14 protein-coding genes are annotated in these 16182 nt (G+C 58.7%); 13 read left to right on the forward strand and 1 reads right to left on the reverse strand.

All coding sequences use genetic code 11. The features are described 5' to 3' along the window. Positions 1-60 precede the first annotated feature (60 nt). The 12 genes from RGR602_RS23520 (at position 61) to RGR602_RS23570 (ending at position 14576) form a co-directional block, all read left to right on the forward strand. The gene (locus RGR602_RS23520; RefSeq protein WP_040114517.1) at positions 61-1242 is read left to right on the forward strand and encodes an ATP-binding protein; all 1182 of its coding nucleotides are present in this window, start codon (positions 61-63) and stop codon (positions 1240-1242) included. Positions 1243-1315: 73 nt separating this feature from the next. Next, positions 1316-1657 carry a hypothetical protein gene (locus tag RGR602_RS37580; RefSeq protein WP_170250423.1) on the forward strand — a complete coding sequence of 114 codons (342 nt, stop codon included), beginning with the start codon at positions 1316-1318 and terminating at the stop codon, positions 1655-1657. Positions 1658-1726: 69 nt separating this feature from the next. Then, positions 1727-2626, forward strand: coding sequence for an alpha/beta fold hydrolase (locus RGR602_RS23525; protein ID WP_040114518.1), 900 nt, complete (start codon positions 1727-1729; stop codon positions 2624-2626). Positions 2627-3357: 731 nt separating this feature from the next. Further along, a complete protein-coding gene (locus RGR602_RS23530) occupies positions 3358-4419 on the forward strand; it encodes an AI-2E family transporter (protein ID WP_040116403.1) in 1062 nt (353 codons plus the stop codon). A 293-nt stretch (positions 4420-4712) separates the two neighbouring features. Then, positions 4713-5717, forward strand: a complete 1005-nt coding sequence (locus tag RGR602_RS23535) for a LacI family DNA-binding transcriptional regulator (protein ID WP_040114519.1) — start codon at positions 4713-4715, stop codon at positions 5715-5717. A 40-nt stretch (positions 5718-5757) separates the two neighbouring features. Further along, positions 5758-7050 carry an ABC transporter substrate-binding protein gene (locus RGR602_RS23540; protein ID WP_082046668.1) on the forward strand — a complete coding sequence of 431 codons (1293 nt, stop codon included), beginning with the start codon at positions 5758-5760 and terminating at the stop codon, positions 7048-7050. A 225-nt stretch (positions 7051-7275) separates the two neighbouring features. Continuing rightward, a complete protein-coding gene (locus RGR602_RS23545) occupies positions 7276-8343 on the forward strand; it encodes an IS110 family RNA-guided transposase (RefSeq protein ID WP_040116405.1) in 1068 nt (355 codons plus the stop codon). 189 nt (positions 8344-8532) lie between these two features. Further along, positions 8533-9555, forward strand: a complete 1023-nt coding sequence (locus tag RGR602_RS23550; protein WP_040114520.1) for an IS110 family RNA-guided transposase — start codon at positions 8533-8535, stop codon at positions 9553-9555. A gap of 418 nt (positions 9556-9973) precedes the next feature. Continuing rightward, a complete protein-coding gene (locus RGR602_RS23555) occupies positions 9974-10900 on the forward strand; it encodes a carbohydrate ABC transporter permease (protein ID WP_040114521.1) in 927 nt (308 codons plus the stop codon). Continuing rightward, on the forward strand, positions 10893-11786 hold the full coding sequence (locus RGR602_RS23560) for a carbohydrate ABC transporter permease (protein ID WP_040114522.1): 894 nt from the start codon (positions 10893-10895) through the stop codon (positions 11784-11786). Before RGR602_RS23555 ends, RGR602_RS23560 begins: the two co-directional genes overlap by 8 nt. Positions 11787-11789: 3 nt before the next feature. Then, positions 11790-13511 carry a GH32 C-terminal domain-containing protein gene (locus RGR602_RS23565; RefSeq protein ID WP_040114523.1) on the forward strand — a complete coding sequence of 574 codons (1722 nt, stop codon included), beginning with the start codon at positions 11790-11792 and terminating at the stop codon, positions 13509-13511. Between the two features lie 21 nt (positions 13512-13532). After that, the gene (locus tag RGR602_RS23570) at positions 13533-14576 is read left to right on the forward strand and encodes an ABC transporter ATP-binding protein (RefSeq protein WP_040114524.1); all 1044 of its coding nucleotides are present in this window, start codon (positions 13533-13535) and stop codon (positions 14574-14576) included. Between the two features lie 173 nt (positions 14577-14749). On the opposite strand, the gene RGR602_RS23575 is transcribed toward RGR602_RS23570, so the two are convergent. Further along, positions 14750-14953, reverse strand: a complete 204-nt coding sequence (locus RGR602_RS23575; protein ID WP_040114525.1) for a cold-shock protein — start codon at positions 14951-14953, stop codon at positions 14750-14752. A gap of 540 nt (positions 14954-15493) precedes the next feature. On the opposite strand from RGR602_RS23575, the gene RGR602_RS23580 reads away from it, so the two are divergent. Beyond that, entirely contained in the window at positions 15494-16153 is a 660-nt protein-coding gene (locus RGR602_RS23580; protein ID WP_223844109.1) for a Tll0287-like domain-containing protein, read from the forward strand. The last annotated feature ends 29 nt before the right edge of the window (positions 16154-16182 follow it).

Below are 16182 nucleotides of genomic sequence, written 5' to 3' on the forward strand. Positions count from 1 at the left end.
TATTGACTTATAAGTAGTTATAAGACATTTACCTTATAACCCCCTAAAGTGGATATAGCGATGGATGAAATTCGCAACCCGTTCGCACCTGGTGCTGGATCGCAACCGCCTGAACTCGCGGGCCGTGATAAAATTCTGGAAGATGCGCGAATTGCCCTCCAGCGAGCTCTTCGCGGCAAGCCTACCCAATCCCAGATATTGCTTGGTCTTCGTGGCGTCGGCAAGACAGTCTTGCTGAACCAGATTGAGCAAATTGCCGAAGAACATGGGCACCTGACATCCATGGTGGAAGCACCCGAAGGAGTTCCTCTTCCAACTCTTCTCTATCCGCGCATCCATCAGATCATTCGCAAGCTAAGCGTTATCGAGCAAGCAAAAGCTACTGCCTTCAGTGCAATGCGCGCACTTCGCAGCTTTGCCTCAATATTTAAAGTTGAAACGGGCGACTTCGCACTATCGGTTGACCCGGAAACCGGGACTGCCGATAGCGGAGACATCGAATACGATCTCGCGGAACTTTTCGTTCGAGTAGGAGTAGCGGCAAAAGCTGCAGAGCGCGGTTGGACGCTGCTGATCGATGAAATCCAGTACCTTGGAGAGAAGGATTATGCTGCACTAATTGTCGCGATTCATCGTATGAATCAAAAAGGGCTACCGGTCCTGTTCTTCGGCGCTGGCTTGCCTCAAGTGGCGGCGCTTTCTGGTAATGCAAAGTCTTATGCAGAGCGGTTATTCACTTATCCTTCGGTCGGTGCTCTTGACCAAAAGTCGGCGGAGCTTGCCATTAGAAATCCGATCGAGGAAGAGGGTGAGCAGATCGAAGTTGACGCATTACATGCTATTGTCGAGAAGACGCGAGGTTACCCATATTTCCTTCAAGAGTGGGGCTATCAAGCATGGAATACAGCCGACCATTCGCCGATAGATGCCGCAGATGTCGATCAGTCTTCGCACAAAGCATTACGAAGACTAGACGATGGATTTTTTAGAGTACGTTTTGACCGCCTGACGCCACGCGAACGTGAGTACGTTTGCGCTATGGCTAAGTTGGGCAGCGGGCCGTACAAGTCAGGTGAGGTTGCCGAAATGATGAAAGAGCCGCCTAACAAGCTTGGGCCAATGCGGGCGAGCATCATCAAAAAAGGCATGATCTACAGCCCGTCATATGGAGACATTGATTTCACGGTGCCATTGTTTGGAGACTACCTGATGCGCAATTGGATAGAGGCCAATGTGCAGTAAACTCTAGCGCCACGGCCTGGGCCAATGGCGATCGTAGAAATGCAAAGCGGAGCAAGTCCGCGAAGCTTAACACTTGAAATCGAAGGCAAAAATCTCTGAGAGGCTGATCTCTTCGGTCGATTGCCGAGGCAAGCTGGGCTGGTTTATCCCCCAGCATTGGGGCGGTCTCTTCGATTGTATCCGGCACCCCCCAGTACTCGTGGCGACACCAAACTGGGAGAGTGACTACCTTGCCAGCGACCCTCAGTATCATGCATCAGCCGCATCACGAGCATTTAGCTGCCGCGTGGGGCTTGGCGATCTCAAGGCGCATCTCGACACGCAGCGCTCCATCGAGGTTGGAGAGTGGCAACTCTTCATGCCGGCAGACGTCAAGAAGACCTTAGATGCGCCGGCGCTCGCCGTTGTCAGGTAGCTGGGAACGAATGGATGCTTGAGGGATTAGGAGACAATCTGCAGAGTCGAATCAGCCAGGAGGCGCCCCATGCCGCTGATTACCCATCGATACGTGACCATCAAAGGCATCGACATTTTCTACCGTGAGGCAGGGCGCGAGGGCGCGCCCGTGGTTTTACTTCCGCACGGTTATCCGTGCTCATCGTACGAATTCCGCAATCTCATGCCCCGGCTGGCAGATCGCTGGCGATTGCTTGCGCCCGACTTTCCCGGCGCCGGTTACAGCGCGACCCCGGACGACTTCGACTACAGCTTCGACGGCTACGCCGAGTTTCTGGACGATTTCGTAAGAATGCTCGGCGTGGAACGTTTCGCGCTCTTTCTGCATGACTTCGGCTCGCCGATCGGCGCTCGGCTGGCTATCAAGGCCCCGGAACGCGTGGTGGCGCTCGTCATCCAGAATGGCGACATCCCCTACGAAGATGCGCTGGGGCCAAAATATGCCGAGATTGAGAAGACCTGGCGGCTGCCAAGGTCCGAAATGAAGAAGGCCCTGGCGGAGGCGGTCAAAGAGGAAATATTCAAGGAGGAATTCTTGAACGATGTCAGGTCTGAGCTCGCCGAACGGATACCTCCCGATTTGTGGAAGCTGCACTGGTCATTGATGACACCAAGGCGCAAGGAGGTCGCAGTCGAACTGATCGCCGGTTTGAAGGAGAACCGCGCCTGGTTCCCGCAACATCGGAACTACCTCGCCAAGCACCGTCCGCCGACGATGATCGTCTGGGGGCCGCAGGACAGATACATGCCGGAGCGCTCGGCGCGTGCCTATCTTCGGGATCTCCCCGATGCGGAGCTCCACCTGCTGGATGGTGGTCATTGGCTTCTGGAGACCAACCTGGACGAGGTGGTCTCGCTCTTTCGCGACTTTCTCGGCCGAGTTCACTCATCCAACGAACCGGCATTTCTTGTTGCTAGGCGAACGTAATCATCTTTTGAGCGCGAGTGAGGTCGCGCAGGAAGGGCAGGGGCTCGTGGCAAGGTGCCGGTCATCGACGCAACCGTGAGCCCACTGCCAGCCACACGTGCACCGGACCGAAGTCCTACTAAGTGCCGCCACCCCACCGGGCGCGGCAGCCATATATGAGGATTCCTCGACTTTCATTGGGCGTGGATGCCAGGAGATTGCGAGGGTATGCGCAACGCTCTGCTTAAAACCGCCCCCGACGTTCCCGATTGATCAACCGATCCCCCTGCGAGCGGCGAGCTGCGGCGATCCAATACCGGCCCGTGCGACCTTCGACTGCTCGCAACGGACTATCACAAAGTTGTCGCCGGGCGCCCAGCATGCAGCTGCGGCCTTAGCCCGCTTCGCCCTCAATTTCAGTTCGCTGACAGCGCTTCGAACCGAAGATCTGATCCTGGCTGGCTTGCCGATGCGTCGGAAGCGTCGCAAGGGGAATAGCCAGCGCGTTCTGAGACACCGCAAAACCGCAGGACGCCGATCAACGCCATTAGCGCTCAGAAATTGCGGTGGCGCGCAGCCATGTGCATGCGCTAACATAATGATCCAGAGGGAATGGAACCGCGTATGGAGAAGATATGCGGTTTTCCGGTGTTTTCACTCCGGTGACGAAGCCGCCGTCCTCGTCCGGGTACGGTTCGGGGAGACCGGCTGCCGGAAAAAACGCGTTTGCGGCTCGGTGCCAAGGGATGAATATGACTGTCCACCGCATCGGTTTCTACGTTCTGCTGGTGTTGGTGACGATCGGCTTCGTTGTAGTCATCCTCCCCTTCTATTCGGCAATATTCTGGGCGGTCATACACGCTGTTATCTTCCATCCGGCACATTCGCGCATAGAAGGACTGGTGGGCCGGAGACGGAGCCTCGCGGCTGCGCTCTCGGTGCTCATGTGCGTCTGCCTCGTCATCGTACCGGGCATGCTCGTTCTCAGCGCCCTGGTGCAGGAAGCAAGCAGCCTCTACGAACGCCTCGACCGCGGCGAGATCGATATTTGGCACGCCCTCACGCAGGCGAAGGCGACACTGCCGGTCTACGTTCAAGAGTGGCTGGATACGTTGAAACTGAAGCAGCAGTTTACCGATCCAGATACGGGCCTTTCCTCGGCGATGATGGAAGGCGGACGCTTCTTTGCCGGCCGCGCCTTCAGCCTCGGGCAGAACGCGCTCCAGTTCTTCATCGCCTTTGGCGTCATGCTCTACCTGCTCTTCTTTCTGTTTCGGGACGGCCGCGCGATTACCGTGATGGTCAGGCGGGCGATTCCGCTCAGCGACGATCATACACGGCAGTTTACCGCCAAATTCGCCTCGGTCGTGCGGGCGACCATGAGGGGCAATATCATCATTGCGCTCGTGCAGGGGACGATTGGGGGGCTTACTTTCTGGGCGCTCGGTATTGAGCCGGCACTGCTTTGGGGCGTGCTGATGATTTTGCTGTCGCTGCTGCCAGTCATCGGCGCGGCACTTGTGTGGCTGCCTGCCGCGGTCTATCTGGCGCTGATCGGGGCCTGGGTGAAAGTGGCGGTTCTCGTCGTCGTTGGCGGTTTCGTGATCAGCCTCGTCGATAATCTCCTGCGGCCGCTGCTCGTCGGGAAGGAAACCAGGATGCCGGACTACGTCGTGCTAGTCTCGACGATCGGCGGGATATCGCTAATCGGCATAAACGGCTTTGTCATCGGACCGCTGTTCGCGGCGCTGTTTATTTCGGCATGGTCCATCTTCATCAGCGAACGCGACTCGAACCCGTCTCATTTCGGGTGAAAGGATTATCGCTCGACGCCAGCGACGGTTCGGAGTTGCCATCATCAAACGGTCGCGGCCGGGCCGCTCCTGGGATCTAATAGCGGCGCACTTTCCAACGCATTGGATCGAGTAGCGCCCGCGCCCACCCCAGCTGGGGCAAAATCACGTTTCACGATCGCTGCTTTTCAATGATGCTGCGAACGTCGCCTCTCGGACCCGTTGCGACCTTCAATGGTTTCAGCCCGTGGTCACTTGACTCGTGGCAAGGCGATTGATACTGATCTGGGTAATCGATAACCCACGGCGACCGTATGACCGCTTCCCTCAACGACATAGCCGAACGTGCCGGCGTCTCGGTCAAGACAGTGTCAGGCGCCTTGCATGGCGGCTCACCACGCATGTCGGAGCAGACCCGGCAACGGATCAAGGAGATTGCAGAGGAACTCGGCTATGTCACCAATCTTGCCGCGCGCAGCATGCGCCAGGGCTGGATGCCGCTTATAGGGGTCGTCGCCGATGAATTGATCACCTCGCCGTTTGCAACCGAAATTATTCGCGGGCTCGATGGTGCTGCGAGGACCTCGGAGCTGGCAGTGTTCGCGATGACGTTGAGCGGACGGCGCGACGTGGCCTCGGTGATTGAGGAGGTGCGCCGTTTTCGCCCTCGGGCGATCGCCTTTGCGGCCATGTACCACAAGGTTGTCGCGCTGCCTGAGGAGTTTGTCGGGACCGTCGGGGTGATGATCAATTGCCGCGAGGCAAACGACCGGGTAACCTCGCTGGTGCCGGACGAAACGGGCGCCGCACACGAGATTACCAGCTACCTGATCGACGCCGGCCGGCGCAACATTGTCTTCATCAATCTGCCCGGCCTGCTTGCCGGAGAACTGCGCGAGGCGGGTTTTCGCCAGGCGCTGACCGAAGCCGGGCTCGACGGCGCCGGCGCAAGGGTCTTGCCGGCCGTGCGCCGTGCGATCTACAGCGACAGGGCGCCGAGCCTCGTTCCTTCGCATGTTGCCGAACTGATGAGCGGTCCGCACAGCCCCGATGCGATCCTGTGCGGCAACGACCGCGTCGCAATGGAGGTTTATGCGGCACTGCGCCGGGTTGACGTGCAAATCCCGGACGATGTCGCCGTCGCAAGTTTCGACAATCAGATCGACATCGCCTCGCGCCTCGATCCGCCTTTGACGACTATGGCGCTGCCGCATCGCGCCATGGGTCGCATGGCCGCCGACATTTTGCTTGGAGGCGATGTGGCACCCGGTGAAGTGCGAAAGCTGCCGTTCCAATTGGTGGAGCGATCATCCGTATAATTGCGATTGGAAGTGAAACCCGTTAGGAGGAGTGAATAAGATGGGTAATCGTTTACTTTCCATGTTCATTACGTCCGTGGCGCTCGGAGTCGGCACGAGCCCGGTCGAGGCCAAGACTGTCATCCAGGTCATGCATCAGGGCGAGCCTGACACGGTCTCGGCCTATGGCGCGGTGGCCAAACGCTTCGAGGAGGCTAATCCCGACGTCGATATCGAGCTGATCTACGCACCGCACGACGCCTATAACGAGAAATTCAGCGCCGCCGTCATGTCCAAGCAGGTCCCTGACATCATGGAGCTCGACGCGCCGTTTCTTGCAAACTACGTCTGGTCCGGCTACCTGCAGCGGATCAAGCCTTTGATCGACCCGGATGTCCTCGGCGACATGACGGACTCCAACATCGCTCAGGGCACCTATCCTGTTGACAAGGACCTCTATGCGATCGGGCTTACCGACTCCTCGGTCGTCCTTTACGGCAACAAGAAATATCTCGAAGCGATCGGCGCCCGGATTCCCAAGTCGGTGGACGACGCATGGACGCGGGAGGAGTTTGAGGGCTATCTCGAAAAGCTGTCGAAGCTCGAAGGCGTCAAATGGCCGATCGACACGTTTCGCGGCTATGGAGTAAAGACCGAATGGATCACCTATGCCTATAGCCCAATCCTGCAATCGGCGGGCTGCGACCTGATCGATCGGAAGGCCTGGACATCCGTCGGAACGCTCGACAGCAAACCTTGCGTCGACGCGCTGGCGATGATGCAGAAATGGGTGAAGAACGGTTGGGTCGTGCCGCAGTCGTCCGGCACCAACCAATTCTACGCCGAGGGTCATCCGGCCGCTCTCGCTCTTGGCGGCCACTGGGTCTATGCGGAAGCCGCAGCCTCGATGAAAGACGACATCGTCGTCATGCCGCTGCCGAAGTTCGGACCGAAGGGCGCAAGCCCGAACGGCACCTGGATCTGGGCAATCACGACGGCCTCCGAGCATCCTGACATCGCCGGCAAGTTCGTAAGCTTCATGCTCAAGGACAAGCAGTTTCGCGAGCATGCGCAGGCCAATTCTGCCTATCCCGGATTGAAGAGCTTCGCAACGGAATCACCGCTCTACGCCGCCGGTGGTCCGATGGCCGTCGCCTTCGAGCAGGCCTCGAAGACGGCGATCGCCAGGCCGCCGCATCCGGCCTATCCGACGATCACCTCGGCTTTCATGCAGGCAGTCGACGAGATCTTCAATGGCGGAGACGTCAAGGCGGCGCTGACTACCGCGGCCGAGAAGATCGACGAGGACGTCGAAGACAATGACGGCTACCCACCGTTCGACGAACAGCAATGACGCGATGAGGTGGCCGCGCGGCGTCAATCCCCCGCGCCCACCCGATGCGGTCGTTGCATGGCGATCGACCGGTCTGCAATCGATGAGGAGGTGACATGAAAGAGGCCGCCTCCACCGATAGAACGGATCACTGAGATGCAGGTGATGATCGAGGGACAGTCACGCTTCCAGCCTTTCGGCTTACCTTATTGGGGTTTCATACATCTCAACAAGGGAGTTGGAGGCATGACTGCCTCTTATGATTACCATATCGGCGTCGACTATCACAAATCCTACAGCCACCTGGTGGTGCAGGACAGCAGCGGCAAGACGCTCAGATCCGGCCGGGTGAAGAACGACCGCCAGTCGCTTGGCGGCTTTCTCGAACGCTATCGCGACAACTCGCATGCGGTTGTCGAGGCGACGCGCAACTGGATGGTGATCTACGACTGGCTCGACGACATTTGTGATGATGTCGTCCTCGCCCATCCGTGGAAGGTCAAGGCGATCGCCGATGCCAAGATCAAGACTGACAAGATCGATGCGACGGTGCTGGCGCACCTGCTCAGAGCCGACCTGGTGCCGGAGGCCTGGGCACCTGGAGAGCGAGCCCGCGAGCTGCGCATCGCCCTGCGTGAGCGGATGTTTTACGTGCGGCTGCGGACGATGACGAAGAACCGCATCGTCACGGTGTTTGATCGCTATCCGGAGCAGACGGCGCAGTTGAAGAAGCTCGGCGACCTGTTCGGCAAGGCCGGCCGCATCCAGCTGGCGCAGGTCAAGGTCTCGGAGATCGACCGCATCCAGATTGACCGCGGTCTCGACTTCATCGGCGACATCGATGTGCGGATCAAGCAGTCGGAAGCAACGATCCGGGCAATGACCAAGGTTAATGGCAATGTGAAGCTGTTGAAGACGATCCCCGGCATCGGCGAGTTCTTCGCCCGGCTGATCGATGCGGAGATCGATGATGTCGGTCGATTCCGCAATCCGAAGAAGCTTGCCGCCTATGCCGGGCTGGTGCCGTCGACCTATTCCTCCGGCGGCAAGACCTTTCACGGCAAGATCATCAAGCAGGGCAACAAGTGGCTGCGCTGGGCTTTCGTCGAGGCGGTGGCTCCGGCCATTGCCAGCGATGCACAGCTTCGCGCCCAATACGAGCATCTGAAGATCAGAGGAGTGAACAAGGCGCGCGTTGCGATCGCGCGCAAGCTTTTGACGATCGCCTTCCAGATCCTGCGTGACCAGCGCGCTTACGAGCGGCGCGGCGAAAGCAACACGGAAGGCGCGTCGACGATATCCCGGTTGTCCTGATGGTCTACTAGCGAGTCCGGCAGGTCCGGGTTGCGCTCCTTGAGGAGAATGGGAAACCGGCAGCCGAACGTCACTCTGTGACCGAAGCTAACGCATCAGGTCACGCATTGATGGGGTGGACGCCCCTCGACGGCATCGAATGTGCCAACATGGTGGGTGTTAACCGCCACAACAGAGGAGACGTCCGAAATGAACGTTAGCATGATGGGGTTGGATTTGGCCAAGAATGTCTTTCAGGTGCATGGATCGGATACCGCTGGCGCCGTCATTTTCCGCAAGCAGCTGCGGCGTGATAAGCTGCTCGCGTTTTTTGCCGGACAGCCGGCGTGCATCGTCGCGATGGAAGCCTGCTCTAGCGCGCATTATTGGGCACGGGAGATCAGCAAATTCGGCCACACGGTCCGCCTGATTGCCCCTGCCTATGTAAAGCCTTTTGTGAAGCGCCAGAAGAACGATGCCGCCGATGCCGAGGCGATCTGCGAGGCAGCCCAGCGCCCGACGATGCGCTTTGTCTCGGTTAAGAGCGAGGAGCAGCAGGCAAGCGCGGCGGTGTTTCGGGCACGCGACTTGCTGGTGCGCCAGCGCACTCAGACAATCAATGCCTTGCGGGGCCACCTGGCGGAATACGGACTGATTGTTGCCCAAGGCCCATCTCACGTCACCAGACTTGTTTTGCACGTAGAGGATTCCACGAGCAAGTTGCCGGAGGCCACACGCATGGCTCTCGCCATTTTGGTTGATACTCTGAAGTCGCTCGACCAAAGGATCCAGAAACTGGATGTCGAAATCGCTCGGCGTGCCCGAGAAGACGAAGACGCACGGCGGTTGGCAACAATTCCCGGCGTCGGTCCAATCACCGCAACGGCTTTGATCGCCCTGGCCCCAGGAGCGGCGGGCTTCAAGCGAGGCCGCGACTTCGCAGCCTGGTTAGGATTAACACCGTTGCAGCGCTCCACCGGCGGCAAGCAAAAGCTCGGCGAAACATCGAAGATGGGAGAGCGAACACTGCGCCGCCTGCTCATCATTGGTGCGAGCGCGGTGGTGCTGCAGGCTCGCCGGCGCGGCACCCCAGAAGGTTCGTGGCTCGGGCGCATGCTTGCCCGCAAGCCACCCATGCTTGTGACTGTCGCTCTCGCCAACAAGATGGCCCGCATCGTATGGGCACTCATGGCAAAGGGTGGCGTCTATAAGGCTCCAGCTGTGGCGGCATAACCGCCCGGCCAGAGGTCGTCGAGATGTAGGGAAGGTCGAACGGAAGGTATGGCGCAACAGTCGATGAGACGGGGTCGGGAAAGCCAGGAATCTCCGGAGTGCTTCGAGCACGCCGCATTGATTTGGAGCCCGATCCGCGAACTCCCATACGGGCCAGCGACAGATGAACGGTCGCGCGAAAGGCCGGACAGATGTCAGCACCCGACTACGCGTAATGCCGCCCGAAACTCTTCTTGCATTCAACGGGGCGTCCACAGATGGAGATTGGTTCGAGAACCGCAGGACGGCAACAACCTGTCCAGCGAAAGGAAGAGATTTAGCCGATCGGCAAAAACGCTGATCAAACCATAACCGAACCCAAGGAAAAGCCGCCAGTTAAAGGCGTTTTGCCCCTTGTGTTCTTTCATTGGAGGAGATCATGACCTTGCAGCGACCGACGCTCACGGCGCGTGCTGTCCGGCGGGGGGACAAGGGGCGCGTGCTCCAGGAAATCGGCATGCTGGCGCCCGCACTCGCGCTGCTGACGATCTTCCTGATCGTGCCGTTCCTTCTGTCGTTCTGGACGGCAATGACCAATCAACCCTTGGTGCCGCGTCCGACCCCCGTCCGCTTCGTCGGCTTCAACAATTTCCTGCGCATCCTGAAGGACGATCTCTTCTGGACCGCACTCTGGAACGTCTCGCGGTTCACTTTCTGGATTCTGCCGGTTCAATGCGGCCTGGCATTTGCCACCGCTCTTCTGCTGCACCAGAAGTTGCCGTTCCGGAACTTCTTCCGCGGTCTCTTTTTCCTGCCCGCGATCACATCGGTCGTCGTCGTGTGTGTCGTCTGGGGCACATTGTTCCAGTATCCCACGGGGCCGTTCAACCAGATCCTCGGCTTCCTCTCGGGCGGATATATCCAGCCGATCGATTGGCTCGGCGATCCGCAATGGGCGATGTTCTCGATCGTCCTGCTTTCAGCATGGCAAGCCTATGGCTTCCAGATGATCGTCTACCTCGCGGGCCTTCAGGGCATTCCCGATGAACTCTATGACGCAGCGAAAATCGACGGCGCCAACGCGTTCCAGCGCTTCTGGCACGTGACCATGCCGGGCCTCAGGCCGACGCACATTTTTGTGCTGGTCATCACGACCATCCAGGCCTTCAAGCTCTATACCCAGGTCGCAATCCTGACCCAGGGTGGACCGAGGAGCAGCACGGAAACCGTGGTGCACTACATGGTACGTGCCGGCTTCGAGGAACAGAAGCTCGGATATGCGTCCGCCGTTTCAGTCATCCTCTTCCTGATCGTTCTCGTCATAGCGCTCGTGCAGCGCCAGCTTCTGAGGCGTTACGATGTCTGATCTCGCTATTTCCGCAGTGAAGGCCGAGGCAACGCGCGAGCGCTCGGCGATCGGTTCGCTGCGCATTGTGCAGACCGCCTGCATCTTCGTTATCGCGCTGGTCATCATCTCGCCGCTCTTCATGTTGGTCATCGCGAGCCTCAAGGACGACCGCTTCCAGATTCTAGCCGACATGGGCAGCTTCCGCGCCTTCTGGGTATCGAATCCAACTCTTTCGAATTTCGCGGAGGTCGGAAACCTCTCGGGCGAACTCGCCTTCGGCCGTTATCTCGTCAATTCGCTGATCATTCTGGCCTCGACCGTCAGCGCCGGCCTGATCGTCAATTCGATGGCCGGTTTCGTGCTGGCCTGGGGTTCGCTGCGCGGGCGGGCACTGATCCTGTCCCTGGTGATCGCTCTCTATGTCATCCCGCAGGAAAGCATAATCATGCCGCTCGTCGTCATGGTCTCGCGCGCAGGCATGACCGACACTTTCGCCGTCCAGATCGTGCCGTGGATCGCAAGCCCCCTCTATATCTATCTCTTCTATCAGTTCTTCGCACAATTGCCGAAGGAGCTCTTCGAAGCGGCCGAGATCGATGGTGCCTCGGTGTTCCGGATCTACCGCTCGATCTTCCTGCCCTTGAGCCTGCCGGCGCTTGCTACCGTCTCCATCCTCATGGGGATCGAGACCTGGAATCAGTATCTCTGGCCAATCTTGGTGACGCAGACCGACTATGCCCGACCGATCGCCGTCGCCATTGCGACCTTCTTCGGCCAGGACAGCATCTACTGGGATCGCGCCATGGCCGCCTCTGTCCTGATGATGATCCCGATCCTCGTCCTCTACCTCGTTTTCCAGCGCTGGTTCGTCAGCTCCTTCGTTGGCTCCGCCGTGAAAGGGTGATCAATGACACGTCATGCAAACCCCGTTTCGCTTCCCGATGACGGCATCGAGACGCTGAGCGCCTTCCTTCCTGCTGGTGCCACGCTGCATGCGTGGCTGAAGGCCGTCCATGCGGGAATGCCCGCCGAGTTAAGGATAGTTCAAGGGGACCGCGACATCGGCCGCCTCACGGCGCAAAACTCCGAGGAGTTCGAGTTCGTTACGCTGGCAGTCGAACCAGCTGGCGAAACATTATTCAGCTATGACGTCGCCACCACTGCCGTCTCGGTCATTTACGCCTACTCACCGGCCGACGTCCTGGAAAAGGGCATGGCAGTGCTCTACAGCGGTGACGTCAATGCCCCACCTGATGTCCCCGACAGCTATCATTTCCGGCCGCCTTTCGGCTGGATGAACGACCCCAATGGCTTCGGCCGCTTCGACGACAAGGTGCATCTCTTCTATCAGAACTACCCGCACAGCCTGCGGTGGAACACCATGCATTGGGGCCACGCCGTCTCCGATGACTTTCTTCACTGGACGCATATGCCGGTCTTCCTGTTTCCCTCGGCGGAGCTTTCGGCGCGCGCCGACGGACGTGGCGGCGCTTTTTCCGGTACGGCAATTCCGCTCAGTGCGGACGCGCCTGGCATTCGCGTCTTCTTCACCGAGCAGATCAGGGATCGCGCGCCCGAGGAGCAGATCCAGCTGACAGCCGTCAGCCACGACATGGTCACTGTAAGGCCACCGGAAGTCATCCTGCCCGAGCGTCCTGTCGGCTTCGACCTGTCATCGGATTTCCGCGATCCCTATGTCGTCAAAGGCCCGGATGGCCGCTGGAAAATGTTGCTTGGAAGCCGCGACCACGCTGGCGGCGTCATCCTGCTTTACGAGACCGACGATCCAGAGGCGGCGGGCGGCTGGACGTTCGTTCGTATTCTCCACCGCGAGGACCGTTTTGGCATGACGGCGGCCGAATGCCCCTGCATCGTGCCGCTCGATGGCCCGGCAAACGGTCCGAAAACCCGTTGGGCGCTGACCTTCGGTCTCCTGACAAGCCGTGATCCGGCAACCGGGCGGCGTAATATTACGATAGCCACCGTCGGCCGTTTCGACGGCCGGAACTTCGTCAAGGAATTCGAACAGGAACTCGATTTCGGAACCGACGCCTATGCCTTCCAGGCATTCGTGGACCGATCGGGCCCGATTGGCATCGCCTGGCTCGCCAATTGGACGGATGTCTCGAAGAAGGCTGATTTCCCGTCGGCAATGACGTTGCCACGCCGCGTTCTCCTCAAGGACAGCACGCTCTTGACGCCGCCGGTCGCGGCCGTCGAGAGCCTCCGACAAAAGCTTGTCGATGACATCAGGCTGCGTTCCGGCGAAACGCTCGTGCTCGCCAATGGAGCCGTCGAGATCGTCATCGCTCTCGCAGCACCCGGCGCCGCGTTCGATCTCGAATTAGATCATCCCGATGTCGAGCTCGGTTTGAGGATCGATCAGGAAGGATTGAGCATCATCTACGACGCCAGCGACGGCAAATCGCCGCCGCACTACATCGCCGCTGGCGCGCGCCCTTCGACGCTGCGCGTCTTTCTGGACATCGGCTCCATCGAGGTTTTCGCCGACGACGGCCGCTGGACTGGGACGAAGCGCCTGCCGGGATTGAACGCCGTTCGCTCGGCGCGCCTGGTCGCCCCCAAAGGTAACGTTGCGACCGCGCGCGTCTGGCAGCTCAAGCTCTGAAAGAGTGGAAAGGAGGATATCGTGGCATCCGTATCGATCGAACAGGTCCGCAAACAATATGGCGTCGTGCCGGTGATCCATGGCGTTTCCGTGGATATCGAAGACGGTGAATTCGTCACCCTCGTCGGTCCCTCCGGCTGCGGCAAGTCGACCTTGCTGCGTATGTTGGCCGGGCTCGAGGATATCAGCGCCGGCGAAATCCGCATCGGCGGCCGCGTCGTCAACGACGTGGCGCCGAAGGAGCGTGACATCGCCATGGTCTTCCAGAGCTATGCGCTCTACCCGCATATGACGGTTGCAGAAAATATGGGATTTGCGCTCAAGCTGAAGGGGCAGGACAGGGCGACGATCCGCAAACGTGTCGGGGAAGCCGCCGGCATCCTAGCGCTTGAACCGTTGCTCGACCGGCTGCCGAGGCAGCTCTCGGGCGGTCAGCGTCAACGCGTTGCCATGGGCCGCGCCATCGTTCGTCATCCGCAGGTGTTTCTCTTCGATGAACCGCTCTCGAACCTCGATGCTAAACTCCGCGTAACGATGCGTGCGGAGATCAAGGAACTGCACCATCGCCTCAAGACCACGACTGTCTACGTCACCCATGATCAAATCGAAGCCATGACCATGGCCGACAAGATCGTGGTGATGCGGAATGGTCGCGTCGAGCAGATCGGCAAGCCGCTCGAATTGTTCGATCGCCCGGCAAACACTTTCGTGGCAACCTTCATCGGTTCGCCTTCCATGAATCTTTTCGAGGGAAAGGTTTCGGCGGGCAAGTTCGTGATGCACGGAGCAGCATTGCCATTGCCGCCCGGTCAGGATGGCGCCGCAGCCAAAGCCTATGGGGTTCGACCGGAGCATCTTTCTATCCAGGACGGCGGAACGTCGGCGATCGTCGTCGTCGTGGAACCGACGGGCTCCGAAACGCATGTTCTCGTCAAGCTCGGGGATGTGGATGTGACCTTGCTACTCAGGGATCGTGTAGAGCTTCATCCGGGAGAGACGATATCGATTGCTGCCGATTTGACCAAAGTCCATTTGTTTGGTGGTGATGGACAACGCTTGAATTGAGGACAGTGACGTGAGAAGCGGCGTCCGCGATTTCGGAAGCCACTTTGTCAACAGCACCTAGTCTAGTCTGGGCAGCTCCCCATGGCGGAAGCAATTATTTGCAGTGAGCCCGCAGATCTCAGACGCGACCAGCCTCGCCGAATTTCTTGGTCAGGCTGTCACGCGGCACGCGGTCAGAGCACGCTGACGTTCTCGGCCTTAGACTTCCCGGTCTTCCGGTCCTGGCCTATTTCGAAGCTGACCTTGTCACCTTCTCTGAGCGAGCCGCCTCGCTGCAAAGCAGACACGTGAACGAATACGTCAGCTCCTCCACTCTCGGGCGTGATGAAGCCAAATCCCTTATCATCGTTGAAAAATTTAACAGTGCCGGTCGCCATCTCAGTTCCTCTTCAGTCTTTGCGGCATATTTACGCGCAAAACAAACCCTATAGCGCAACTAATTGCCAATCAACGGATGAACGTCAGAGCTGCCATACCCCAATTCTTAAGATCAGGCGCAGCTGCATTTCCGAAATCGTCTCGCACCCATGACCGGCGAGGCTCGTCGTCTCGGAGAAGGAACGACAGACGTTTTTCCGGGATAGCGTGTTGAAATAGTTCAGGCCCCGTTTTCACCCCCCATTTTGGCCCGTCGCGGAGAGAGTCGCAGGGCAAACGATAGCGCCGTATATTTTGATTTTCCGTGGAAGGAAGCTGACGACTTGGCGCAATATGCATCGTCGTCGCGACGTGAAAGGGGCCTTAGGCGTCACTGACTGTTACTAATGACTTTTGAATTTTAGCACAAACTGATATTATCGCAGCCCGGCTACTATACGACGAGGCTCAACATGCGGCGTGGCCTGATATATGGTGTCTTTTTGGCATGGGCCGCGATCTGTGTTTTGGCGGGCTTTGTTGTTGCCGACGAAGACGACATGACTACAGGTGAACGGCTCGCTACATTGTTGCGCGCCGGCCGGACTGTCATCTCGGCACATCAGAAGCTTATCAACGACGAATCCCTAGGAAAAAAGGATCTCACGGGCCAACGCGTCGTCAACGAAGCGTTGCAGATCTTTGCCCAGCGCAAGGGCGATTCCGTATCGGATCAGAATTTCAACCCTCTCGATAAGCAATTGTTCGATGCGCAGGTCGCCGCAATAAAGGAAGTTGTCGACGAACATCAAAGCTTGATCGATACGAAGGGAGTAGGCTTCAAGGGGTTCATTCCCTCGACCTTCGGCCGGTTGGTCAATGAACGTTTCGAGGAAAAGGTCGGCGACAAGGCGAAGATGAAGGTGACGGCGCCGGAAGAGCTGATCCGCAATCGCAAGGCGCGGCCGGATGATTGGGAGCAGAGCGTCATAGAGAGCAATTTTCTGTCTCCCGATTGGCCAAAAGGCAAATCGTTTACCGAGCAGGTGGAGGTGAACAGCCGCCAGTCTTTTCGCATGCTGATCCCTGAATATTACTCGGCATCCTGCCTGACGTGTCACGGGGGACCCAAAGGCGAGGTCGATGTAACGGGCTACCCGAAGGAGGGTAAAGCTGAAGGCGATTTGGCCGGTGCGATCAGCATCACGCTGTTCAAATGAGAGCCTCCGTTACCATTCCAATGCGGATC

The sequence above is a fragment of the Rhizobium gallicum bv. gallicum R602sp genome (assembly GCF_000816845.1).
In the GTDB taxonomy this organism is placed as follows: Bacteria; Pseudomonadota; Alphaproteobacteria; order Rhizobiales; family Rhizobiaceae; genus Rhizobium; species Rhizobium gallicum.